The sequence below is a fragment of the Cyanobium sp. CH-040 genome (assembly GCF_024346135.1).
Taxonomy (GTDB): domain Bacteria; phylum Cyanobacteriota; class Cyanobacteriia; order PCC-6307; family Cyanobiaceae; genus NIES-981.
This window is the reverse complement of record NZ_JAGQCJ010000004.1, coordinates 47,545-70,437: the sequence shown is the minus strand read 5'-3', so window position 1 is coordinate 70,437 and position 22,893 is coordinate 47,545. Positions and strand designations below refer to the sequence as shown.

Annotated in this window: 24 protein-coding genes; 9 read left to right on the top strand and 15 right to left on the bottom strand. The window is 71.1% G+C overall.

Annotated features, from left to right (window positions below):
* Nucleotides 1-42 precede the first annotated feature (42 nt).
* Together KBY90_RS05340 and KBY90_RS05335 are read left to right on the top strand one after the other, a co-directional pair.
* Entirely contained in the window at nt 43-555 is a 513-nt protein-coding gene (locus tag KBY90_RS05340) for a Tol biopolymer transporter periplasmic protein (RefSeq protein WP_254967442.1), read from the top strand.
* On the top strand, nt 552-1,055 hold the full coding sequence (locus tag KBY90_RS05335; RefSeq protein WP_254967441.1) for a hypothetical protein: 504 nt from the start codon (nt 552-554) through the stop codon (nt 1,053-1,055). The genes KBY90_RS05340 and KBY90_RS05335 overlap by 4 nt, the downstream gene beginning before the upstream one ends.
* Nucleotides 1,056-1,116: 61 nt before the next feature.
* On the opposite strand, the gene KBY90_RS05330 is transcribed toward KBY90_RS05335, so the two are convergent.
* The 3 genes from KBY90_RS05330 to KBY90_RS05320 form a co-directional block, all read right to left on the bottom strand.
* Nucleotides 1,117-1,314 (bottom strand): chlorophyll a/b-binding protein, encoded by a 198-nt coding sequence (locus tag KBY90_RS05330; protein WP_254967440.1) that lies wholly within the window; start codon nt 1,312-1,314, stop codon nt 1,117-1,119.
* Nucleotides 1,315-1,318: 4 nt separating this feature from the next.
* Nucleotides 1,319-3,304, bottom strand: a complete 1,986-nt coding sequence (locus tag KBY90_RS05325) for an ABC transporter ATP-binding protein/permease (protein WP_254967439.1) — start codon at nt 3,302-3,304, stop codon at nt 1,319-1,321.
* Between the two features lie 66 nt (nt 3,305-3,370).
* Nucleotides 3,371-3,739: a histidine triad nucleotide-binding protein gene (locus KBY90_RS05320; protein WP_254967570.1), complete on the bottom strand. Its 369-nt coding sequence runs from the start codon at nt 3,737-3,739 to the stop codon at nt 3,371-3,373.
* Nucleotides 3,740-3,805: 66 nt separating this feature from the next.
* Between KBY90_RS05320 and KBY90_RS05315 the strand changes: the two genes are divergently transcribed.
* Nucleotides 3,806-5,353: a YifB family Mg chelatase-like AAA ATPase gene (locus KBY90_RS05315; RefSeq protein ID WP_254967438.1), complete on the top strand. Its 1,548-nt coding sequence runs from the start codon at nt 3,806-3,808 to the stop codon at nt 5,351-5,353.
* Nucleotides 5,354-5,382: 29 nt separating this feature from the next.
* Here KBY90_RS05315 and KBY90_RS05310 read toward each other — a convergent pair whose 3' ends face one another.
* From KBY90_RS05310 to def, 5 genes are all read right to left on the bottom strand, one after another.
* Nucleotides 5,383-5,601 (bottom strand): hypothetical protein, encoded by a 219-nt coding sequence (locus KBY90_RS05310; protein ID WP_254967437.1) that lies wholly within the window; start codon nt 5,599-5,601, stop codon nt 5,383-5,385.
* 68 nt (nt 5,602-5,669) lie between these two features.
* The gene (gene rpsU / locus KBY90_RS05305) at nt 5,670-5,840 is read right to left on the bottom strand and encodes a 30S ribosomal protein S21 (RefSeq protein ID WP_254967436.1); all 171 of its coding nucleotides are present in this window, start codon (nt 5,838-5,840) and stop codon (nt 5,670-5,672) included.
* 53 nt (nt 5,841-5,893) lie between these two features.
* A complete protein-coding gene (locus KBY90_RS05300; RefSeq protein ID WP_254967435.1) occupies nt 5,894-6,679 on the bottom strand; it encodes a DUF3747 domain-containing protein in 786 nt (261 codons plus the stop codon).
* A 53-nt stretch (nt 6,680-6,732) separates the two neighbouring features.
* A complete protein-coding gene (locus KBY90_RS05295) occupies nt 6,733-6,930 on the bottom strand; it encodes a hypothetical protein (protein WP_254967434.1) in 198 nt (65 codons plus the stop codon).
* 8 nt (nt 6,931-6,938) lie between these two features.
* Entirely contained in the window at nt 6,939-7,544 is a 606-nt protein-coding gene (gene def, locus KBY90_RS05290) for a peptide deformylase (RefSeq protein ID WP_254967433.1), read from the bottom strand.
* A gap of 69 nt (nt 7,545-7,613) precedes the next feature.
* On the opposite strand from def, the gene KBY90_RS05285 reads away from it, so the two are divergent.
* The 3 genes from KBY90_RS05285 to KBY90_RS05275 are packed head-to-tail and all read left to right on the top strand — an operon-like array spanning nt 7,614 to nt 12,355.
* Nucleotides 7,614-9,572, top strand: coding sequence for a prolyl oligopeptidase family serine peptidase (locus KBY90_RS05285; protein ID WP_254967432.1), 1,959 nt, complete (start codon nt 7,614-7,616; stop codon nt 9,570-9,572).
* Entirely contained in the window at nt 9,569-10,954 is a 1,386-nt protein-coding gene (locus KBY90_RS14980) for a sodium:solute symporter (protein WP_315858713.1), read from the top strand. The genes KBY90_RS05285 and KBY90_RS14980 overlap by 4 nt, the downstream gene beginning before the upstream one ends.
* Nucleotides 10,955-10,981: 27 nt before the next feature.
* The gene (locus tag KBY90_RS05275) at nt 10,982-12,355 is read left to right on the top strand and encodes a sodium/glutamate symporter (RefSeq protein WP_254967431.1); all 1,374 of its coding nucleotides are present in this window, start codon (nt 10,982-10,984) and stop codon (nt 12,353-12,355) included.
* Here the strand turns inward: KBY90_RS05275 and KBY90_RS05270 are convergent.
* Entirely contained in the window at nt 12,325-12,996 is a 672-nt protein-coding gene (locus KBY90_RS05270) for a class II aldolase/adducin family protein (RefSeq protein ID WP_254967430.1), read from the bottom strand. The two genes, KBY90_RS05275 and KBY90_RS05270, sit on opposite strands and share 31 nt — an antisense overlap.
* Nucleotides 12,997-13,111: 115 nt before the next feature.
* Between KBY90_RS05270 and htpX the strand changes: the two genes are divergently transcribed.
* Together htpX and KBY90_RS05260 are read left to right on the top strand one after the other, a co-directional pair.
* Entirely contained in the window at nt 13,112-14,008 is an 897-nt protein-coding gene (htpX, locus tag KBY90_RS05265) for a protease HtpX (protein WP_254967429.1), read from the top strand.
* Nucleotides 14,009-14,271: 263 nt separating this feature from the next.
* A complete protein-coding gene (locus tag KBY90_RS05260; RefSeq protein WP_254967428.1) occupies nt 14,272-15,075 on the top strand; it encodes a phosphatase PAP2 family protein in 804 nt (267 codons plus the stop codon).
* A 68-nt stretch (nt 15,076-15,143) separates the two neighbouring features.
* Here KBY90_RS05260 and mtnA read toward each other — a convergent pair whose 3' ends face one another.
* Together mtnA and KBY90_RS05250 are read right to left on the bottom strand one after the other, a co-directional pair.
* On the bottom strand, nt 15,144-16,259 hold the full coding sequence (gene mtnA / locus KBY90_RS05255; RefSeq protein ID WP_254967427.1) for an S-methyl-5-thioribose-1-phosphate isomerase: 1,116 nt from the start codon (nt 16,257-16,259) through the stop codon (nt 15,144-15,146).
* 78 nt (nt 16,260-16,337) lie between these two features.
* Nucleotides 16,338-16,883 carry a DUF1543 domain-containing protein gene (locus KBY90_RS05250; protein WP_254967426.1) on the bottom strand — a complete coding sequence of 182 codons (546 nt, stop codon included), beginning with the start codon at nt 16,881-16,883 and terminating at the stop codon, nt 16,338-16,340.
* Nucleotides 16,884-16,977: 94 nt separating this feature from the next.
* Here KBY90_RS05250 and KBY90_RS05245 point away from each other — a divergent pair, with 94 nt between their 5' ends.
* Nucleotides 16,978-17,910, top strand: coding sequence for an aldo/keto reductase (locus tag KBY90_RS05245; RefSeq protein WP_254967425.1), 933 nt, complete (start codon nt 16,978-16,980; stop codon nt 17,908-17,910).
* Between the two features lie 92 nt (nt 17,911-18,002).
* On the opposite strand, the gene KBY90_RS05240 is transcribed toward KBY90_RS05245, so the two are convergent.
* The 4 genes from KBY90_RS05240 to sufB form a co-directional block, all read right to left on the bottom strand.
* On the bottom strand, nt 18,003-19,274 hold the full coding sequence (locus KBY90_RS05240; protein WP_254967569.1) for a SufS family cysteine desulfurase: 1,272 nt from the start codon (nt 19,272-19,274) through the stop codon (nt 18,003-18,005).
* Nucleotides 19,275-19,342: 68 nt separating this feature from the next.
* Entirely contained in the window at nt 19,343-20,515 is a 1,173-nt protein-coding gene (locus KBY90_RS05235) for a SufD family Fe-S cluster assembly protein (RefSeq protein WP_254967424.1), read from the bottom strand.
* Nucleotides 20,515-21,330: a Fe-S cluster assembly ATPase SufC gene (gene sufC, locus KBY90_RS05230; RefSeq protein WP_254967423.1), complete on the bottom strand. Its 816-nt coding sequence runs from the start codon at nt 21,328-21,330 to the stop codon at nt 20,515-20,517. Before sufC ends, KBY90_RS05235 begins: the two co-directional genes overlap by 1 nt.
* A 94-nt stretch (nt 21,331-21,424) precedes the next feature.
* Nucleotides 21,425-22,867, bottom strand: a complete 1,443-nt coding sequence (gene sufB / locus KBY90_RS05225) for a Fe-S cluster assembly protein SufB (protein ID WP_254967422.1) — start codon at nt 22,865-22,867, stop codon at nt 21,425-21,427.
* Nucleotides 22,868-22,893: the final 26 nt, after the last annotated feature.

Sequence of the window (22,893 nt, the reverse complement as noted above, 5' to 3'; positions counted from 1 at the left end):
GCAGCTGGGCTTGGATTCCGGCCTCGCAGCACCGCTCTGCTGGTGTCGTCCCTGCTGGCGCTGATGGTGGGCGGATGCTCCCTGGGGCGGGTTCGGCAGGCACCGGGCACCGGCCCAGGGAGCGGCAACCGCATCGATCCGGCACTCAGCGGCGACGGACGCCTGCTGGCCTCAGTGCTGGAGCGCGACGGCAGAGCCCGGCTGATCCTGCAGGACCAGCCCGGCGGCAACCTCCGTCCGCTGCGGCTGCGCCGCCGTGAGCCGCACCAGTCGCCGGCCCTGAGCTGGACCGGGCGATACGTGGCCGTGCTGGTGCAGGAGGGAGAGCGGCGACGGGTCGTGATCGAGGATCGTCTGCGCGGCAGGCTGCTGAGGCTTCCCCTGCAGGCCGGAAGCCAGCCCGAGCGGATCAGCCTCGCCGCCGATGGCTCACGCCTGGCCGTGCAGATGCTTCGCCAGGGCGAGCGGCGGGTGCAGGTGTTCGATCTCAGCGGCCTGCTGGAACGGGACCTGCCGGCCGGCACGGCGGTGCAGGGTGGCGGCCCGCCGCCATGAACCGGGCTGCAGCTGCCTGGCGCATCCTGGCGCCGCTGCTCCCCCTGGCGGGCCTGCTGCTGGCAGGAGGCTGCGCTGGGCTTCAGCCGGTGCCCCTGGTGGCTCTGAACCAGGCGCTGGAGCAGGAGGAGAGCAGCCGCGAACCCTCACTGGCGGGCCGCTGGCTGGCCTTGATCAGCGCGCGCCAGGGGCGGGATCGGGTGCAGCTGGTGGATCTGGACCGGGGCGTGCAGCTGCCCCTGCCGGGCCTGAACCGCCCTGACGCCCAGCCGCTGAGCGTGTCGGTGGACGTGAGCGGCGAACGGCTGGCGGTGGTGCGCCAGCTGCAGGGGCGCACCGAGCTGGTGCTCTACCAGCGATCCCTGGGCAATGCGCGGCCGCTGCCGATCACCCCGGCCGGAGTGCCGCGGCGGGTGCACCTGCGCGCCGACGGACGCCAGCTGGCCGTGGAGGTGAGCCGCAACGGCCTCTGGCAGATCGATCTGATCTCCCTGCCCTGACGCTTCCCCGGCCTGGCCCTCAGCAAGCCTCATCGCAAGACCTGACTGGCAGACCTGACGTTCAGGGCACCAGGCCGGCCCAGCGCAGGAAGGTTTCGCCGCTCAGGGCTTCGATCACCAGCACCGCCGCGAAACCCACCATGGCGAAGCGGCCGTTCACCCGCTCGGCGTAGGCGCTCCAGCCGAAGGCGGGCACATCGCCGGTGGTGGCGCTGGTGGCCGGCACCCCGGCAGCGGCGGTCTCGGCAGTGGAGGACATGGGCTCAGGCATGACCTCCGAATACATAGCTGGCCGCCGGCATCAACCGCCAGGCCCCGGTCCCGTCCAGCTCCAGCACCGTGTCGTGGAACGCGGTGAGGGTGGGGCGGTGGCCCACGCTCACGAAGGCGATGTCGCGCTCCAGCAGCAGCTGGTAGAGGTGGCGCTCGGTGTCCACGTCCAGGGCGCTGGTGGCCTCATCGAGCACCACGATCCGAGGCGCGTTCAGGAGCAGGCGGGCGAAGGCCAGGCGCTGCTGCTCACCGAGAGAGAGCACCCGCGGCCAGTCCTGCTTGATGTCGAAGTCGGGGTAACGGTGGGCCAGATCCGGCAGACGCACCTCGCGCAGCACATGGCGCAGCTGCTCATCGCTGAACCGTTCCGGCTGCAGCGGGTAGCAGAGCTGCTCGCGCAGGCTGCCCAGCAACATGTAGGGCTTCTGAGGGATGAACAGCAGTTCCCCTTCACTGGGACGCTCCACCTGGCCGGCGGCCGGGGGCCAGAGGCCGCTCACGAGCCGCAGGAAGGACGTCTTGCCGCAGCCCGAGGGCCCCACCACCAGCAGCCGCTGCTGGCGGTCCACCTCCAGACTGAGGTCGTGGATCAGCGTGCGGTCGGTGCGCGGCGGCACCAGATCCACATGGCTGAGCTGGATGGAGTCGGGCCGCAGACCGCCCGGTGCACCGTTGCGGCCGGGCAGACGGGAGCTGGCGCTGATCTCGTCCACCTTGCCCTGGAATCCCTCCAGTCGGCTGATGGCGGCCGAAAAGGCCGCCAGGCGGTCGATGTTGTTGACGATGTAGCTGACCGAGAACAGCACCTGGGAAAAGGCGATGCTGGCCTGACCGAACACACCGAAATCAACCTCTCTGGCGAAATAGATGGGCGCGATCACCAGCCATGGCAGGAAACGTGAGAAATAATCGTAGGAGCGCTGAATCACGCTGATCAACGCCTCCCAGATGATCAGACGGTTGTAGTTCTGGATGGCACCATCGAGGCGACGCACCGCTTCACGCGATTCCTGCTGCTCTCCGCGGTAGAAGGCAATCGATTCGGCGTTGTCGCGAATGTGCACGAGGCCATAACGGAAATCAGCCTCGAGCTTGAGCTGCTGATAATTCAGCTTCACCAGTTTACGGCTGGCGAAGACGATCAGGGCCGTGCCGCCGACGGAGTAGGCAAGCAACAGCAGCGCCAACCGGTCGCTGATGCTCCACAGCACGATGATGAAGCTGAAGAAGGTGAGCAGCGCCGACAGCACCTCAACCGTCACGCTCAGGCTGGTATTGGTGAAGCTGGCCGTGTCCTGGGAGATCCGCTGATCGGGGTTGTCGATCTCCTCGCTGGTTTCGTCGTTGGGGTTGAGCTCGTAGTAGGCGCGGTTGCTGAGATAGCGGCCGAGCAGACGTCCACTCAACCATTCCCGCCACAGCAGGCCGAGCTTGGGGATGAGGTAGCTCTGCAGGGCGCGGATCGGCAGCGCCAGCACCAGGCAGAAGGCATAGATGCCGACGATCTTCCAGAAGCCATCCTGGTCGAACGCCACCAGGGCGTTGTCGACATTGCGGGCAATGAAACTGATGCCGACATTGATGCCGTTGATCACCAGGATCAGCAGCACGATCACCCCCAGGATCGTCCAGGGCACCCAGCGCCCCTGCCGCAGCTTGGCGCGCAGGGCAGCGAACGTGGCCAGGCCCGCGGCGAGCACCACCATCACCCCGGCACCCCAGGGTCCCCGCCAGATGGCGGCCACCTGCTCCGGTACACCGGGCAGGAACCGGCCACTCAGCTCAGGGATCAACAGCCGGCTGAGGGCCACGACACCGGTGAGGAGCAGGAGGGTGATGCCCACCACCACCGCCACCAGGGCCGCCACCAGAAGGGGAAACTGCCACGCCTGGGTGTCCTCGACAGGGAGGAAATAGGGCTGGGCCAGTCGCTGCAGCTTGCTCAGCTGGGTGCGGAGGGCCTTGAAGGCGTTCATGTCCGGGCTCTGTTGCCGCCCATTCTCACCGCCGTCACCTGCCCGTCGCGCCAGGCCCGCTGCCACTCAGCCCGGCGGCCAGGCCAGCGGGCGCCCGCCGATCACGTGCACATGCAGGTGAAACACGCTCTGGCCCGCCTCGGCCCCGGAGTTGATCACGGTGCGGAAGCCCGTCAGTCCTTCCTGACGGGCCACCCGGGCCGCCACCAGCAGGAGATGGCCCAGCAGCGGGGCATGCTCGGGCCCGGCCTCATCGAGGCGCACGATCGGCTCCCGGGGAATCACCAGCACGTGCACCGGCGCCTGGGGAGCCACGTCGCGGAAGGCCAGGCAGTGCTCGTCGGCGTAGACCTGATCGCAGGGGATCTCTCCGCGCAGGATGCGCCCGAAGATCGTGTCGGCAGTGCTGGCGGCGGGCTGTTCGGGGAGGGCCATGGCGCCGGGGCGGCGAACGCTCGGAAGTGACACGGGTGGCACTGGTGGAGCAGCGACCCGGGGCCGATGTTGGCACGATGCCGCAGCGCGGCGCTGCAGGGGCTGGAGGCCCTCACCGTCACCGTGGAGGTGGATCTGGGGCCCGGGCTGCCGGCCCTGCAGATGGTGGGCCTGGCGGGCACCTCGGTGCAGGAGGCCCGCGAGCGGGTGCGCTCCGCCCTGCGCCACAGCGGCTTCCGGGTTCCCCTCGGCCGCGTGGTGGTGAATCTGGCTCCAGCCGACCTGCGCAAGGAAGGGCCTGGGTTCGATCTGCCGGTGGCGCTCGGTCTGCTGACGGCCAGCGGGCAGCTGCCCCCCGCCGCCCTGGAGGGGGTGTGGAGCAGTGGCGAGCTCTCCCTCGACGGCGAGCTCCGGCCGGTGCGCGGCGTGCTGGCGGTGGCGCTGCGGGCCCGGGCCGAGGGGGCCCGCGCCCTGCTGGTGCCGCAGGTCAATGCCGCCGAAGCCGGCCTGGTGGAAGGCCTGGCGATCTGGGGGGTGGGTGATCTGGCTGCCGCGGTGCGCCAGCTGCGGAAGCCCGGGGCAACCACCGTCGTGGGCGACCCGGGCGCCGCACCCGGCGGCCCCCCGGCCGGGACAGCGGATCTGGCGGATGTGCACGGCCAGCCCCATGGCCGCCGCGCCCTGGAGATCGCCGCGGCCGGCGGCCATCACCTGCTGCTGGTGGGACCGCCCGGCAGCGGCAAGACAATGCTGGCCCGGCGGCTGGCCGGACTGCTGCCGCCGCTGAACCGGGAGCAGGCCCTGGAACTCACCCGCATCCACTCGGTGGCCGGCCTGCTGGGGCCGGGGACCGGACTCGTGGCGGAGCGGCCGTTCCGGGCTCCTCACCACAGCTGCTCGGGGGCCGCGCTGATCGGTGGAGGCTCCATCCCCAGGCCCGGAGAACTGGTGCTGGCCCACCACGGGGTGCTGTTCCTGGATGAACTCACCGAGTTCCGCAGTGGCGTGCTCGATCTGCTGCGTCAGCCCCTGGAGGAAGGCGAGATCTGGATCCATCGCTCCCGGCAGCGCAGCCGCTTCCCCTGCGCGATCACGCTGGTGGGAGCCTCCAATCCCTGCGGCTGCGGATGGTACGGCGATCCGGAACGGGACTGCCGCTGCAGCGAGGGTGAACGGCGGCGCTACTGGGGCCGGCTGTCAGGCCCCCTGCTGGACCGGATCGACCTGCAGGTGGTGATGCGGCGGCCGCAGCCCTCAGCCCTGGCCGCCCCCTACCGGCAGCCGCAGTCCAGCGGTGCCGCTCCCGAAGCCACGGCGGCGGTCGCCGCGCGGGTGGCGGCAGCCCACCGGTGCATGGCGCGGCGTAACCCCGGTGGAGTGAGCAACGCCCGCCTCCCCGGCGGAGCATTGCACCAGGTGCTGGGTCTCGAACCCCAGGCCCTGGTGCTGTGGGAACGGGCACTGCGCCAGAGACGGCTCACCGCCCGCGCCGGCGAGCGGCTGCTGCGGGTGGCACGCACGATCAGCGACCTCGAGCAGCAGCCGGGCGTGAGCGCCGCCGCCGTGGCGGAAGCCCTCACCTACCGCAGCTTCGACGGGCTGGCGGAGTCATGAGCCCAAACCCAGGCTCACGGATGGGCCTCTCAGCGACGACGGCGACGGGGACAGTCCCGGTAGGGCTGAACGCCCAGCAGGGGAGGGGGGACCGGCTCAGGCCCCAGTGCCCTGCCCATGGCATGGGCCAGGGCCACGGCGAACCAGGAGGAAAGCTGGGCCAGGTCCTCAGCCAGCCCTGTCCGGGGCCACTGCATCAGGGCCTGGGAGCCGACGGAGGTGGATCGTGGAAACAGGTGCCGGGCCATGGGGGTTCGGTCTCGCTGTCCCCAGGCTGGAGACGCAAGAGAACCCCGACAATCGGTAGAAACGCGGTTCAGCGGCGGCGGCGGCGCTGCTGGGCCTTGCGCTTGTACTTCTCGGTTGGGGTCTCGTGATGGCGGAGCCGCTTCAGATCGGCAAAGATGCCAGCCCGGGACACCTGGCGCTTGAACCGGCGCAGGGCCGACTCGATGCCTTCGTTCTCGCCGACGGTGACCTGGGTCATGAAGCTGGATTCATCTCACGGAGTTTCCGAACCTAGCAAGGCGGCCTGCGGCCTCACAAACCCTGTCCACCGGGGCCCATGAGCAGGGCATCGCTGCCCAGCTGCACATCCAGCGGCACCGGGCCGGACTGACCGGTCGGACCCGGTGCCGACGCCCCAGGAGCTGTGGTCTCTGGAGCCGGCACAGCGTCGCCCACCGTGCTCCCGCCGCTGCCGGCCACATCGGCGGGGGCTCCCGGCCAGGTGTCGCGGTAGAAGTACACGTGGCCGAGATTGCGTCCGTTGTAGGCGCGGCGCATGAGCTGCCAACCCGGTTCGAGCACCAGCCGCAGGTAGTCCGTGCCGGGGCCCAGGGTGCGCGCCACCACCATCTCCGGTCCCACGCCGGAGCGCGTCGGCACCGCCAGCAGCAGGTTGTCGTCGTTGACGCGCACCACGCTCAACCGGTAAGCGGGAGCCAGATCGCTGCCACCGATCCGCACCGAATAGCCGTTGGCATCGAGGTAACGGCCGCAGATGCCGGTGAAGTCGAAGGTGGCCAGCAGGGGCTCCACCCGGGCCGGCCTGCCCTCGGCCACGGCGAAGCAGGGGCGGCGGCTGTTGATCTGTTCGTAGATGTTCAGCTGGGCACGGGTGCCGTCACCGATCGGCGCCGCCACCAGCACGAAGTTGTCGGGATTGAGCTCCGCGGTCTGGAACAGTGACGCGGCGCCGGCCGGCGGCAGGGCCGGGACGGCCGACACGGTCGAGGCAGCCAGGGCCACCACGACACCGGCCAGGGGGCTGCGACGGAGCAGCGCGGGGAAGGGCATGGCGAGGGAGACCAGGCAGATCGCCATGGTATGCAGTCCGGACCTGGCTCACCAGGGGTGGGGGCCAGTGAGGCGAGCGTTCAGACCGGCCTGTTGATGCGGATGGCCAGCAGCAGGCTGAGGACCGTGCCGGGCAGGCTCAGGGCCAGAATCGAGCGAGTGGTCGCCACACCCAGATCGGGGTCTCCGTAGGCGAGTTCGAAGACGGATCCGGTGGCGGCGATGCCGAGCAGGCAGGCCAGGGCCAGGAACAGCCCGGCCAGGGGTTTCATCGGCATGGCGGGGATCAGTGGATCGGCTGGACGTCGCCCCGCTGGAAGCCATGCTCCTGCAGCTCGGCGTTGAGGCTGAGCTCGTCGGTGACCCGGTCCACGAACAGCACCCCGTTGAGATGGTCCATCTCATGCTGGATGCAGCGACCCAGCAGGCCATCGGCCTTCAGGCGCCGGGGGCGGCCCAGCTCATCGCGGTAGGTCACCTCCACCGTGGAGGGACGCACCACGTTGAGATACACCCCGGGGATGCTCAGGCAGCCCTCTTCGTAGGAGTCGAGGCCGGAGCCGAAGGAGCGGATCTCGGGGTTGATCAGCACCAGAGGCGGCGTGGCGGCGTTGTCGGGATCGAGGTCGATCACCAGCAGCTGCTTGTGCACGCCCACCTGGGGTGCGGCCAGGCCGATGCCCTGGGCGGTGTACATGCTGCGCAGCATGTCCCGGGCCAGATCGCGCACGGATTCGTCCACCTTGCCGATCCGCCTGGCGGGGGTGCGCAGCACCCGGTCGCCGAGGGTGTGGATCGGCATGGGGGACTGGGCGAGGGGCTCTTTGGGCACCTGGACGCTGCGGCCGGGCTGCTCCGCCGTGCGGGCCATCTGGGCGAAGCTGCGTGCCAAGAACCGATCTCCCTTGTTTATGGCAGCTTAAGGCGGCTGAACAGGCATCCGGGTCGGGGTGCCCGCACCATGGGGCAGTCGCCGATCGCCAACCCAGACCACCCGCCACCGCCGCAGGCAACGCCACAGCCAACGCCACAGCCTCCCCTGCCGGCCGCGCTGGTGGTGGGCAGCGCCCCGGCCCTGCGCGAGCCCCTGCTGCGCGATGGACTGCTGCTGTGGCTGGAGCAGCGGCCCCAGGAGGGCGGCCGCACCACGCTGCTGGCGCGGCCAGCCGCCCGCCCCGGCGCCGAGCCGGTGGAGCTCACGCCGGCGCCCTGGAACCTGCGCAGCCGCGTGCACGCCTATGGGGGCGGCAGCTACGCCTATGCCGACGGCACGCTGGTGTTCGTGCACGACGGCGACCGCTGCCTCTGGCGCTGCCCTGTGGACCGCACCAGCGGCAAGCCTGCGGGGCCGCTGCAGGTCCTCACCACCCCGGCCGCGCGGGCCTTCGCCGATGGCCTGATCGACACCGCCCGGCAGCGCTGGATCGGCGTGATGGAAGCCGGGGAGCGCGACTGGCTGGTGGCGGTGCCGCTGGCGGGTGGCGAGCCCGCGGTGCTGCACCGGCCCGCGGACTTCTGCGGCTACGCCTGCCTCAGCCCCGACGGGGCCGAGCTGGCCTGGGTGGAGTGGCAGCAGCCGCACATGCCCTGGGAGCGCAGCCAGCTGTGGCTGGCGGAGGTGACGCCGGCCGGGGATCTCCGCAACGCCCGGCCGGTGGCCGGGTCCGGCCCGGCGGACGATCGCGGCATCTCGGTGTTCCAGCCCCTCTGGATCGGCGCCGGCGAGCTGGTGGTGGCCAGCGATGCCGGCGGCTGGTGGAACCTGCAGCACCTGCACACCGGCTCCGGCACCTGGAAGCCCCTGCTGCCGATGGCGGCGGAATTCGCCATGCCCCAGTGGGTGTACGGCTTGCGCACCAGCGCCTGGGATGGGCGGCAGCTGATCGCCGCGGCCTGCCGCGATGGCGTCTGGGAACTGGGCCGGGTGGCCCTGGAGGAACAGCGTTCGGGCAGCGCCGAGGCCTGGCAGCCCCTGCCCCTGCCCTTCGACGACCTGGCCGGCCTCAGCGCCGAGGACGGACGGCTGGCGGCGGTGGCCAGTGCTCCCGGCGTGCCCCAGGGCCTGCTGGAGCTGGAGCTGGCCACAGACCGCTGGCGGCACAGCCCCGTGGCCCCCTGCCCGCTGGCGCCGGAGGCGATCAGCCTGCCCGAGGCCTGGTGGTTCGCCGGCCACGAGGGAGCCCGCACCCACGCCTGGTTCTATCCCCCCATCGGCGGCGCCACAGCCGACTCCCCTCTGCTGGTGAAGGGGCACAGCGGTCCCACCGGCATGGCGCGGCGAGGGCTGAGCCTGGCGATCCAGTTCTGGACCAGCCGCGGCTGGGGGGTGGTGGACGTGAACTACGGCGGCTCCACCGGCTTCGGACGGGCCTACCGGGAGCGGCTTGACGGCCTCTGGGGGGTGGCCGATGTGGCCGACTGCGCCGCCGCCGCCCGCTCCCTCGTGGCCTCCGGCCGGGCCAGCGCTGCCCGCGTCGCCATCGAGGGGGGCAGCGCCGGGGGCTTCACCGCCCTGGCGGCGCTCTGTTTCACGGACGTGTTCCGGGCCGCCGCCTGCCGCTATCCCGTCTGCGATCCGGCCGCCCTGGCAGCGCATGATCACCGCTTCGAGGCCCGCTACCTCGACGGCCTGATCGGACCCTGGCCCCAGGCCGCCGCCACCTATGAGGCCCGTTCGCCCCTGGCGCACGCCGACCGGATCCGCTGCCCGGTGATCTTCTTCCAGGGACTCGAGGACACCGTGGTGCCGCCCGAGCAGACCGAGCGCATGGCGGCCGCCCTGGCGGCCCACGGCATCCCCGTGGACGTGCACCGCTTCGCCGGCGAGGGCCATGGCTTTCGCGACGGGACCGTGCAGACCCAGGTGCTGGAAGCCAGCGAGGCCTTCTTCCGGCGCCACTTCGGCCTGCCCGCCCCGTGAGCACGCTGCCGGCCGTCCTGGTGATCGGCGGGGCCTTCGCGGCCCTGGGGCTGCTGCTGGCGCTGGGGCGGGCGATCGGCCCGGCCCTCGGCCTGCAGCGGCTGGGCCTGCCGGCCTCGGTGGTGGCGGGGCTGCTGGGGCTGCTGGTCGGCCCCCAGGGGCCCTGGCCGGTGATGCCCGAGGCCGTGGAGGCCCTCTGGGCCCGGCTGCCGATGATCCTGCTCACGCTGGTGTTCGGCACCCTGATGCTCGGCCGGCCCCTGCCCGCCCTGCGGCAGTTCTGGCGGCCTGCCGCCGCCCAGACCCTGGTCGGGCTGACGCTGGGATTCGGCCAGCACCTGATGGGGGCTCTGGCGGTGCTGCTGGTGCTGGGCCCGTTGCTGGGGGTGGACCCGCTGATGGCCTGCCTGATCGAGGTGGGCTTCGAGGGCGGCCATGGCAGCGCCGCGGTGATGGGACCGATCTATGCGGGCCTGGGGTTCGAGGAGGGCACCGATCTGGGACTGGCCATGGCCACCGTGGGGCTGCTCAGTTCCACCGTGCTTGGGGGAGTGCTGGTGGTGCTCGGCCAGCGCTACGGCTGGCTGATGGCCCTGGAGCCCGTCGGCCCCGTGGCGGAGGCGTTGTCGCCGCCCCTCCCTGCCACCGACCCGCACCAGCCCAGCTGTCCGCTGCCCGATCCGGCCCCGGCCCTGGAACGGGGCCAGGCGGCGGTGCTGCTGCTCAACCTCGGGCTGGCAGGCCTGGCCGTGGGGCTGGGCGTGCTGATGCAGGCAGCCCTGGCCTGGGCGGCCACCCCTCTGGAGGGCGCCTGGCGCACCGTGGTGGATGCCCTGCCCGTCTACCCCCTGGCCCTGGCGGGCTCTCTGCTGGTGCGCCTGGCGCTGGAGCGCGGCGGGCTGAGCGATCTGGCCTCCCCCCAGCTGCAGACGCGCCTGGGGGGACTGGCCACCGATCTGCTGATCACCGCGGCGATGGCGGGGCTGAACCTCAGCCAGCTGGCGCGCAACTGGCTGCCGCTCACGGTGCTGGCCGTGGCCGGGCTGGGGTGGAATCTGCTGGTGGTGCTGGTGCTGGCCCGGCGGGTGCTGCCGGTGGACTGGTTCGAGCGGGCGGTGATCGAATTCGGCCAGGCCACCGGCGTGGCGGCCAGCGGACTGCTGCTGCTGGGCATGGCCGACCCCGACAACCGCAGCGGCGCCCTGCCGGCCTTCTCGATCAAGCAGCTGCTGCTGCAGCCGGTGCTGGCGGGCGGGGTGGTGACGGTGGCGGCACCGCTGGCGGTGCACAGCTGGGGCCTGCCGCTGTGGGGCGAGCTGTGCCTCGGACTCACCGTGCTCTGGATCGCACTGGCGCTGCTGCTGGCGAGGCAGGGGCCGTGAGACGGGCACGATGAAGCGGCTGGCGCGATGACGCTGTTCGATGTGCTGATCGCCTTCGTGGCGCTCAGCCTGCTGCTGCTGCTCGCCACGGCCCTGCGCCAGCGGTTGCCGCTGCTGCGCCGCCTGGGCCTGCCGGAAGCCCTGGTGGCGGGTCTGCTCGGCCTGCTGATCGGCCCCTACAGCCCGATCCGGATCTTTCCCGAAAGCGTCTACACCGTCTGGAGCCAGACCCCCGGGGTGCTGATCAACGTGGTGTTCGCCAGCCTGTTCCTCGGCCAGACCCTCCCCAGCCCGCGGCTGCTGTGGGAGCGGGCCGCCGGCCAGGCCGCCTTCGGCATGGTGCTGGGCTTCGGCCAGTACCTGGTAGGCGGGCTGGTGGTGCTGCTGGTGCTCAGGCCGGTGCTGGGCACCGATCCGCTGATGGCCTGCCTGATCGAGGTGGGCTTCGAGGGAGGGCACGGCACCGCCGCCGGGATGGGCCCCGTGTTCAGCCGGCTGGGGCTGGCCTCGGGCGAGGCCCTGGGACTGGCGATGGCCACCTTCGGCATCCTGGCGGGCGTGCTGGTGGGCAGCACGCTGGTGCTGATCGGCCGCCGGCGGCGGTGGCTGCTGACCGACCCGGCCGCGGACCGGGGCGCCCGCGGCGTGGACGGCAGGGCGGCAGGCAGGGCGGCAGGCAGGGCAGCGCTGCTCGATTCCCCTGGGATCGACGGCCTCACCGTCAACATCGCCCTGATCGGCGGCGCCATCGGCCTCGGGGTGCTGCTGCGGCACAGCCTGGTGAGCATGGCCGCGGGGCTGTGGGGAGAGGAGGCCGGCCGGCTGTTCTCGGCCCTGCCCCTGTTCCCGCTGGCGATGGTGGGAGGGCTGCTGATGCAGCGGCTGCTGCAGTGGCAGGGCCAGCCCGACCTGGCCTCCGCCGGGGATCAGCGGCGGATCGGCGCGCTGGCGATGGATGTGCTGATCGCAGCGGCGATGGCCAGCCTCAACCTGCCGCTGGTGGGGGAGGCCTGGCTGCCGCTGCTGGTGCTGGCGCTGGCGGGGCTGGCCTGGACGGTGACGGTGTTTCTGTGGCTGGGGCCCCGTCTGTTCCGCGACGCCTGGTTCGAGCGGGCGATCGCCGATTTCGGCCAGAGCACCGGCGTCACCGCCACCGGGTTGCTGCTGCTGCGCATGGCCGACCCCTACGGGCGCAGCCCGGCACTGGAGGCCTTCTCCTTCAAGCAGCTGGTCTACGAGCCGTTCCTGGGCGGCGGGCTGATCACCGCCTTTGCCCCCATTGCCCTGGTGGCCCTGGGCTTGCCCCTCTGGACCCTGCTGGCGCTGGCGCTCACCGCGGCCTGCCTGGCCTTCGGCGCGGCCATGGCCCGTCAGCCGGGGGCCGGACCGGCGGCGCCGTAGTGGAGCTCGGCCATACGGGTCGAGACCCGCTCCATCTCGGCGGCGTCGAGGACGGGCGGCTCCCCGAGCCGGCACGCCTCCAGGTACATGTGGGCCAGGGTCTCCACCTCCACCGCCAGCTGCAGGGCCTGATCCAGGTCGCGGCCCAGGGTCACCTGGCCGTGGTGCGCCAGCAGGCAGGCACGGCGGTCGCGAAGGGCCACCAGTGCCGCATCGGAGAGCGCCTGGCCGCCGAAGGTGGCGTAGGGGGCGCAGCGGATGTCGGCGCCGCCGGCCTGCACCACCATGTAGTGGAACGGCGGGATGCCGCGGCCGTGGCAGGCCAGGGCCGTGGCCCGGATCGAGTGGCAGTGCACCACCGCCTGCACCTCGGGCCGGCTGCGCAGGATGTCGGCATGCAGACGCCACTCCGAGGAGGGCTGACGCCCGGGGGCGGCGCTGCGCACCCGTCCTTGGGGATCAAGCTCCACGAGATCCTCCGGGCCCATCCGATCGCAGGGCAGCGAGCTGGGGGTGATCAGCAGGCCGTCCGGCAGCCGCAGCGAGAGGTTGCCGGCCGTGCCCTGGTTCAAGCCCAGGGCCTGAAGCCGCCTGGCGGAAGCCACCAGCCGGCGCCGGGGGTCGTCGTTCGCCAGCGGCATGGTGCCGTCTCCGCTGAAGCGACCCTAGGCAGTCGCAGAGCGGCGATCCCGTGCCGCACCGGCCAAGGCATTCCACCGCTGCTACCACTGCAGGTGAACCGCGGCGCATCGCACCATGGCCCTGCGCACCAGCCTGTTTCTGGTCACCAACCTGGCGGTGGTCGCCACGATCGCCGTGCTGCTCGGCCTGGCCACCGCCGCCGGTCTGCTGCCCAGCGACCTTCCCGTCATCCCCCTGCTGATCGGCAGCTTCTTCTGGGGAGCCGTGGGCTCCTGGATCTCGCTGCAGCTGTCGCGCGAATCGGCGATCCGCGGCATGGGCGTGCAGCTCGTGGATCAGACCAGCGGTGCGGAAGCCCGCTGGCTGGTGAACACGGTGGCCGCCCTGGCCGACAAGGCGGGCCTGCCGATGCCCGAAGTGGGCATCTACCCCGCGCCGGAGTTCAATGCCTTCGCCACCGGGCCCTCCCCCGATCGCGCTCTGGTGGCCGTGTCCAGCGGCATCCTGGAGGGCATGCCCGCGGCCGAGCTGGAGGCCGTGCTCGGCCATGAGCTCAGCCACGTGGGCAATGGCGACATGGTGACCATGACCCTGCTGCAGGGGGTGGTGAACGCCTTCGTGCTCTTCCTGGCACGGCTGTTGTGGGTGGCGCTGCCCCGCAGCAGCGACGCGCAGGGCCGGGTGCGCGCTCCCTTCCCGCTGCTGGTGCAGCCCTTCGAGCTGCTGCTCGGCCTGGCCGGATCACTGGTCACCGCCTGGTTCTCCCGCCACCGGGAATACCGGGCCGATGCCGGCGCAGCTGCGCTCGTAGGTGGCGACGCGATGGTGGCCGCCCTGGAGCGGCTCGGTGGTGCCATGCAGCTGGCAGACCGGCGTGATGGCCCCGCCTTCGACACGCTCAAGATTTCCGCACCCCCGGCCCTGCTCGGCCTGTTCGCCAGCCATCCGCCCCTCGAAGCTCGCATCCGAGCCCTGCGCGAGGCTCAGGCACTTCAGACGGTCGCGCCGTAAAGGCTGCGCAGACCCGCCTCACTGGCATCACATCGAGGGCGGGGTTGAAGCCAGCGCTGCCAGCGGGGTGAGCTGCACCAGGGCGAGCCTGCCGGTAGCGGATCCATCTGCATCAGAACCGGCGAGCAAACGTCCCTGGATGGCAGCTGCAGCCGGCATCCTCCATCGCCGGCCCCAGCACCGGATCGGCCCAGACGCAGGTGGCTCAATGCGCTTGAGCCCCTTAACCCAGCCTTCAACTGTCTTCAGCTCCCTCTGATCCCATGCCCGCCGCTGCCCGCAACCCGTCCGCTCACGGCCGCAGGCGCCAGGGCTGGTTGCTGGTGCTGGCCGGGGGGCTGCTGCTGGCGTCCTGGCTGGTGCAGGGGCCGATCCGCACCCTCTGGGATGGGATCGACCTGTGGGTGTTCTCGATCACCAACCCATCCCTGGGCCTCAGCCCGGTTTGGGATGGCCTCTGGGCGATCTCCAACCACCGGTTGTTCGACATCCCGGCGGCCCTTGTCATGGCTGCCATTTTTCTGCTCTCCGGCCGCAGCAGCACGCCGCCGCGCTGGGCGAACCTGCTGGTGCACGCCCTGATCGGCGCGCTGCTGGCCCTGCTCACCCAGGCCCTGGTGCATCAGTGGTGGGACCTGAGCCGGCTGAGCCCCACGCTGGAGATCCCCGGCAGCCAGCGGCTGAGTGAACTCACGCCCTGGATCCGAACCAAAGATGCAGCCCGGGGCAGCTTCCCCGGCGATCACGGGCTGGTGCTGTTCACGATCACCCTCTACGGCTGGCGCGTCCTGGAACCCTGGGCCCGCTGGAGCGCCGCCGTTGCCACGGTGGTGTTCAGCCTGCCACGACTGATGAGCGGGGCCCACTGGCTCTCCGATCTGCTCTGCGGATCGATCGCGCTGGGACTGATCACCATCGAGCTATACAGAGGACTCGGCCTGGAAGCGCCGATCGACCGCCGCATCGTGCCGGTGCTGGAGGACTGGCTCCGGTCCTGGACCCCGGCCAGGGTGCGGCGGTGGCTGGATCGACAACCGCGGCGCGAACGCACCGCCGAAGGCGCCTGAGCTGTCCACTACCGTCGCCATCCTCCCCTCGCCGAGCGCATCCGCGCCCTGCGCGAGGCCCGAGCGCTTCAGGCGGTGACTCCATAGAGCCCCCGCAGCCCGTCCTCGCTGGCCGGCGCCACGCCCCGCTCGGTGATCAGGGCGGTGACCAGCCGCGCCGGCGTCACGTCGAACGCCGGGTTGAAGCCGGCGCTGCCGTCGGGGCTGAGCTGCACCGAGGCGATCGTGCCGTCGGCGCCGCGGCCCTGAATGTGGGTCACCTCGGCGGCGCTGCGGGCCTCGATCGGGATCTCGGCCACGCCGTCGTCAATGCTCCAGTCGATCGTGGAGGCGGGCAGGGCCACGTAGAAGGGCACGCCGTTGTCGCGAGCGGCCAGGGCCTTGAGGTAGGTGCCGATCTTGTTGCACACGTCGCCGCGACGGGTGGTGCGGTCGGTGCCCACGATCACCGCGTCCACCTGGCCGTGCTGCATCAGGTGGCCGCCGGCGTTGTCCACGATCACGGTATGCGGCACCCCCTCGCAGCCCAGTTCCCAGGCGGTGAGGCTGGCGCCCTGGTTGCGGGGGCGGGTCTCATCCACCCACACATGCACCTTCAGCCCGGCGCGGTGGGCCTTGTAGATCGGTGCCAGGGCCGTGCCCCAGTCCACCGTGGCGATCCAGCCGGCGTTGCAGTGGGTGAGCACGTTGAGGGACTCACCCTGGCGCTCGGGCGGCCGCGCCGCCGCCAGCTGCCGCAGAAGACCCAGCCCGTGCTCGCCGATTGCCTCGCACATGGCCACGTCCTCATCGGCGATGGCCCCGGCCTCCGCCCGGGCCGCCTCGGCGCGCTGCTCCGGCGGCAGCGGCTGCACCCGGTCGCGCACGCGCTCCAGCGCCCAGCGCAGGTTGATCGCCGTGGGTCGGGTGGCGTTGAGCTGCTCGAAGGCCGCCGCCAGCGCGCCATCGCTGGGATCGGCCTGCAGGGCCAGCATCAGGCCGTAGGCCCCGGTGACGCCGATCAGCGGCGCCCCCCGCACCACCATCGTTCGGATCGCCTCGGCGGCCTCGTCGCAGGTGTGCAGGGTGCGGGTGGTGAAGCGGTGCGGCAGCAGGGTCTGGTCGATCACGCCCACCGCATCCAGGCCCGGGCGCTCCCCCTCCTCCAGCCAGATCGTGCGCCAGGGCTTGCCGTCGATATTCATGGCTGCGTGGTCAGCGGGGCATGGGGACCTGATCATCTCCGCCTGCGGCGCAGGCGCTGGTGTCCCCTGTTTGGGCCTTCAGATCGGCCGGTAGCCGAACCAGTCCGGCACCTGGCTCTGGCTGAGTCCCGCCGGGTGGGGCTCCAGGTGCACATGCCAGCGCCCGCCGCCCAGCAGCTCCAGCTGGTCCAGGGCCAGGCAGTCGTCCACGGCATGGAGGTCGTCCCTGTGCTGCTGCAGGGCGCCACGCAGCCACTGGCGTCTGGCCGCCGCCTTGGCCCCCTGGGCCGACGGGGCCACCACCAGGCCGAAGTGGTGCAGCTCGGCCAGCGAATCGGGGCGATAGGCGCCCAGGTTCACAAACCAGAGCCGCTCGGGCCGGGGCGCGCCAGGCTCGCGCCCCAGGCGCACGGCCCAGCCATCCACCGCCTGCACCGCCATGTACGCATCCAGGTGCAGGCCCTCACGCCGCCCGAACCACTGCCGCCGCAGCTCCGGGATCGCCGCCTCGATCGTGGCCGCCGCCACGAAGCGCACGTCGTGCAGTTCGATGTGGCAGCCGGGGGCGCGGCCGCCCAGCACCACCAGAAACAGAAGCGGCGATGGCTGTTGCGGGGAGGGCATCCAGGGCGGTCGTTGCATCCCAGCAAACCAGAACCGGGCCGCCACCTGGGCCGATGGGCGCCAGGCTGGCTCTGCCGCCCGTGTCTCCAGCCCGATGACCCCAGCGCTCGCCGCGATGCCCGCCCTCGGGCTGGGCACCTGGAAGGCCGCCCCCGGCGAGGTGGGTGCGGCGGTGCGCACGGCCCTCGAGCTGGGCTACCGCCACATCGACTGCGCCGCCATCTACGGCAACGAGGCCGAGATCGGCGCCGCCCTGCGCAGCGTCCTGGACCTGGGGGAGCTGCGGCGCGAGCAGCTCTGGATCACCTCCAAGCTCTGGAACGACTGCCATGCCCCCGAGCAGGTGCGCCCTGCCCTGGAGCGCACCCTGGCCGATCTGCAGCTCGATGATCTCGACCTCTATCTGATCCACTGGCCGGTGGCGCACCGCCACGGCGTGCTGATGCCCAGCGTCGCCGCCGACCAGATCCCCCTGGAGAAGCTGCCGCTGCAGGTCACCTGGGCGGCGATGGAGGAGCTGGTGGATGCGGGTCTGGTGCGGCGGATCGGCGTCTCCAACTGCAGCGCGGCCAAACTCGCCGCCCTGCTGCCCCACTGCCGCCACCGGCCGGCTGTGAACCAGGTGGAGCGCCATCCCTGGCTGCAGCAGAACCAGCTGCTGGCCTTCTGCCGTGGTGAGGGCATTGGCGTCACTGCCTACGCCCCCCTGGGGTCCCCGGCCGGCGACGGCCCCGCCCCCCTGCTCGCTGATCCGGTGATCAACGCCATGGCCGAGGACCGTGGGGTGAGTGCGGCCGAGGTGCTGCTGGCCTGGGGCCTCGCCTGCGGCACCAGCGTGATTCCCAAATCCGTTCAGCCCCGGCGGCTGGCGACCAATCTCCGCGCCAGCCGGCTGCGGCTCAGCGCCGCCGAGCTGGAGGAGATCACCGGCCTCGATCGGCACCATCGCTTCGTGGACGGCAGCTTCTGGGAGCTGCCCGGTGGGCCCTACAGCCGCACCGCCCTCTGGGATGAACCACTCGGATGAACCGGCCACCCCGTGAGCCCATCAGGGCACCAAGCGCACCGGATGCCGGCAGCAGCAGGCCGCTGGCGTGCAGCGCGAACGTGGCGGCCCGCTCAGCTGTGCTCGCGCAGGAAGCCGATCGTGCCCACCAGTTCCTCGGCGAAGCGGTCGACCTCTTCGGGCGTGGTGGTGAAGCTGAGGCTGGCCCGGGCCGAGCCGGGAATGCCGTAGAGGCGATGCAGGGGCTGGGTGCAGTGGTGACCGCTGCGGATGCAGATGCCGGCCGAATCGAGCAGGGCGGCGATGTCGTTGGCGTGCAGCCCATCCACGGTGAAGGCGGCCAGGGCGCCGCGGTGGGGCTGCTGATCGGGGGTGGGGCCGAGCACCCTCACGCCGTCGATGGCCTGCAGGCGATCGAACAGCCGGCGGGTGAGCTGCTGCTCCCAGGCGTGGATCCGGTCCAGACCGATCGCCTCGAGATAGTCGAGCGCAGCGCCCATGCCGATCGCCTCGCCGATGGCGGGGGTGCCGGCCTCGAACTTGTGGGGCAGCTCGGCCCAGCTGCTGTGGTCCAGGAACACGTCCTGGATCATCTCGCCGCCCCCCAGAAACGGCGGCATCGCCTCCAGGAGCGCTTCCCGCGCCCAGAGAAAGCCCGTGCCGGTGGGGCCGCAGAGCTTGTGGGAGCTGCCCACCAGGAAATCGCAGCCCAGCTCGCCCACCTTCACCGGCATGTGCGGCAGGCTCTGGCAGGCGTCCACCAGCACCAGGGCACCGGCCACGTGGGCCAGGGCTGCGATCTCGGCGATCGGATTGAGGCAGCCGAGGGTGTTGCTCACCTGCACCACACTCACGAGTCTGGTGCGCTCGTTCAGCTGGGCCTTGAGGTCATCGAGATCCAGTTCGCCGCTGGGGGTGAGGCCCACGTGGCGCAGCACGCAGCCGGTGCGGGCCGCCAGCAGCTGCCAGGGCACCAGGTTGCTGTGGTGCTCCATCACCGTGAGCAGCACCTCGTCGCCCTCGCGCAGATTGGCCTCGCCCCAGGTGCGGGCCACCAGGTTGATGGCCTCGCTGGCGTTGCGGGTGAAGACGATCTCGCGGCTGCTGGCGGCCCCCACGAAGCGGGCCACCTTCTCCCGCGCCCCCTCGAACGCCTCCGTCGCCCGGGCGCTGAGCTGGTGGGCACCGCGGTGGACGTTGGCGTTGTCGTGACCGTAGTAGCGCTGCAGGGCCTCCAGCACCTGCACGGGCTTCTGGCTGGTGGCCGCGTGATCCAGGTAGATCAGCGGCTGCCCCAGACAGGCGGTCTGAGCCAGCAGCGGAAAGTCGGGGCGGGTGAGCGCTGCCAGGTTCTCGGCGGCGGGGCTGACCGCGCTGTCCCCCATGGCAGCGGATCCCTGGATCGAACCGGATGCGGATGCGAAGCGCAGAGCGGGGGAGGCGGTCATGGCGATCAGGCGTCCCCCAGCAGGGCGGAGATGGGATCGTGGCGTCGGGCGGCGGCCGGAAGGAAGCGGAGCACGTCCTCGCAGAAGGCTCGCTGCAGCAGACGGGCGGCGGCGGCCGCATCGATGCCACGGCTCCGAAGGTAGAAGAGTTCCTCGCTCTGCAGCTGGCTCACGGTTGCCCCATGGGCGCACTTCACGTCGTCGGCGACGATCTCCAGCTCGGGCTTGGTGTCAATCCGCGCCCGGTCCGAGAGCAGCAGGTTGCGGCTCATCTGGGCGGCGTTGGTGCGCTGGGCGGCCCGGGGCACCTGCACGGCGCCGTTGAAGACGCTGCGTCCGGCACCGCCGGCCACGGCCTTGTGCAACTGGTCGAGCTCCCCCTCCGGGCCTTCGAAGCGCACGCAGCTGTGGGTATCGGCCAGCTGATGGCCCTCCACCCGCTGCAGACCCCGCAGGCGCGTGCTGGCGGCACCCCGCTCCTGCAGCACGCGGGGCTCGTGGCGGGCCAGCGACCAGCCGGCGGACACCGTGGCGGCCAGCAGCTCGCTTCCCGGGGCCTGACGCACCACCAGGTGGTTGAGCAGGCAGCAGTCGTCGCGGCCGAGGGCGAGGCAGCCGAGGCTGAGGCGAGCGTCCTCCGCCAGCACCACCTCGGTGACCAGGCTGAGCAGCTGGCGCTGGCCTGGAGCCGCGCTCGGCACCTGCAGCAGCTCCAGACGGGCGCCAGGCTCGAGCAGCACCAGCAGACGCCAGGCGGCCAGGCCATCGCCGGCGGGCGCCGCCAGGGGCAGCTCGAGGCTGCCGCCATCCCTGCGAACCCGGAGCACCAGGGGGGCGGGAGCGGCACCGGCATTGAGACGCACCGGCCAGTGGTCGGCAGCGCCGGTTGCCGTGAGGGCGGTTCCGAGCAGGCGCTCAGCGTCCGCTCCGGTCAGCCGCTCCACCCCGGCCGGCAGGCTGAGGCCGGTCCAGGGATCGGCCGGCACCGCGACGGAGGGCTCAGCCGAGGGAGCGGCGATGCCGGTGGGGATGGCCAGCAGCGGCGAGAGATCGGTGAAGCGCCAGTCCTCCTGGCGACGGCTCGGCAGCAGCGCGCCGGCCAGCTCGGCCAGCCAGGCGGAGGCGTCGGCAGCGGCTGGGGCTGCGGCGGCAGCCGAGGTGACGGGTGCGGCCACCATCAGGCCACCTCCGCCGGCTGGCGCTCGGCGTCAGCGCCCAGGCGGGCCAGCTCCTGATCCACCCAGTCGTAACCGCTGCGCTCCAGCTCCAGGGCCAGCTCCTTGCCGCCGCTGCGCAGGATGCGGCCGGCCGCCATCACGTGCACGTGGTCGGGCGTGATCAGATCGAGCAGGCGCTGGTAGTGGGTGATCAGCAGGGTGGCGTTGTCGGGGCTGGCCAGCTGGTTCACACCGCCGGCCACGATCCGCAGGGCGTCGATGTCCAGGCCGGAATCGGTTTCGTCGAGGATGGCCACCACCGGCTCCAGCAGCGCCATCTGCAGGATCTCGTTGCGCTTCTTCTCGCCGCCGCTGAAGCCCTCGTTGACCGAGCGCTCCAGAAAAGCGGGATCCATCTGCACCACCGCCAGCCGCTCCCGCACCAGATCCTCGAAGGCGAAGGTGTCGAGTTCCTCCTCACCCCGCTCGGCCCGGCGGGCGTTGGTGGCCACCCGCAGGAACTCCAGGTTGCTGACGCCCGGGATCTCCACCGGGTACTGGAACCCGAGGAACAGGCCGATGCGCGCGCGCTGCTCCGGATCGAGCTCCAGCAGGTTCTCGCCGCGGTAGAGCACGCTGCCGCCGGTCACGGCGTAGGCGGGGTGGCCGGCCAGCACCTTGGAGAGGGTGCTCTTGCCGCTGCCGTTGCGGCCCATCACCGCATGGATCTCGCCGGCGCGGATGGTGAGGTTCACCCCCTTGAGGATCGGCTGGTCGTCCACCGCGGCCTGCAGGTCGCGGATCTCAAGCAATACCGGGGCGTCGGGGCGGATCACAGGGAAGCAGGGAGCGGAGGGACGACGGAAGACGGGGCAGGGAGGAAGGCGGACCGGGACGGCTGAGCAGCCCGCAGCGGCCAACGGGCGGGCATCAGCCCACCGAGCCCTCGAGCTTGAGGGCCAGCAGCTTGTCGGCTTCGGCGGCGAACTCCATCGGCAGCTGGTTGAAGACGTCGCGGCAGAAGCCGCTCACCATCATTGACACCGCCTCCTCGAAGCCGATGCCGCGGCTCTGGAGATAGAAGAGCTGATCTGCGGAGATGCGGCAGGTGCTGGCCTCGTGCTCCACGCTGGCCTGGGGCTGCTGGGAGCGGATGTAGGGGTAGGTATTGGCGCCGGCCTGATCGCCGATCAGCATCGAATCGCACTGGCTGTAGTTGCGGGCACCGATGGCCTTGGGGCCGATCTGCACCAGGCCGCGGTAGCTGTTGACGGAGTGGCCGGCGCTGATGCCCTTGCTCACGATCGTGGAGCGGGTGCGGGGGCCCACGTGCACCATCTTGGTGCCGGTGTCGGCCTGCTGCCGGTTGTTGGTGAGGGCAACGGAGTAGAACTCACCCACCGAATCGGCACCCTGCAGAACGCAGCTGGGGTACTTCCAGGTGATGGCCGAGCCGGTTTCCACCTGGGTCCAGCTGATGCGGCTGCGATCGCCGCGGCAATGACCGCGCTTGGTTACGAAGTTGTAGATGCCGCCCACACCATTCTCGTCGCCGGCATACCAGTTCTGAACGGTGGAGTACTTGATCGAGGCATCCTCGAGGGCCACCAGTTCCACCACAGCCGCGTGCAGCTGGTTGGTGTCGAACATCGGCGCGGTGCAACCCTCGAGATAGCTCACCGAGGAAGCCTCTTCGGCGATGATGAGGGTGCGCTCGAACTGGCCGGTGTCGCCGGAGTTGATGCGGAAGTAGGTGGAGAGCTCCATCGGGCAGTCCACACCCTTGGGGATATAGACGAAGGAGCCGTCGCTGAAGACCGCCGAGTTGAGGGCTGCGAAGTAGTTGTCATTGCTGGGCACGACAGTGCCCAGATACCGCTCCACCAGCTCGGGATGCTCCTTCACGGCTTCGCTGATGGAGCAGAAGATCACGCCGTGCTCGGCGAGCTTCTCGCGGAACGTGGTGGCGATGGAGACGCTGTCGAACACCGCATCCACGGCCACGTTGGAGAGACGCTTCTGCTCGCTGAGCGGAATGCCGAGCTTGTCGAAGGTTTCCAGGAGCTTGGGATCCACCTCGTCAAGACTGGCCTTCTGCTGCTTCTGCTTGGGAGCCGCGTAGTAGACGATGTCCTGATAGTCGATGGGCGGATAGCCGAGGGCAGCCCAGTCCGGTTCCTGCATCTGCAGCCACTGCCGGTAGGCCCGCAGACGGAAGTTCAGCAGAAAGGCGGGCTCCTCCTTCATGGAGGAGATCAGCCGCACCACATCCTCGCTGAGCCCCTTGGGAATCTTCTCGGTTTCGATGTCGGTGACGAAGCCGTATTTGTAAGGCTGCGAAACCAGATCACCAACGGTGGCTGTGCTGCTCATGGCGGGGAGAGGGAGCGGGGTGCAGG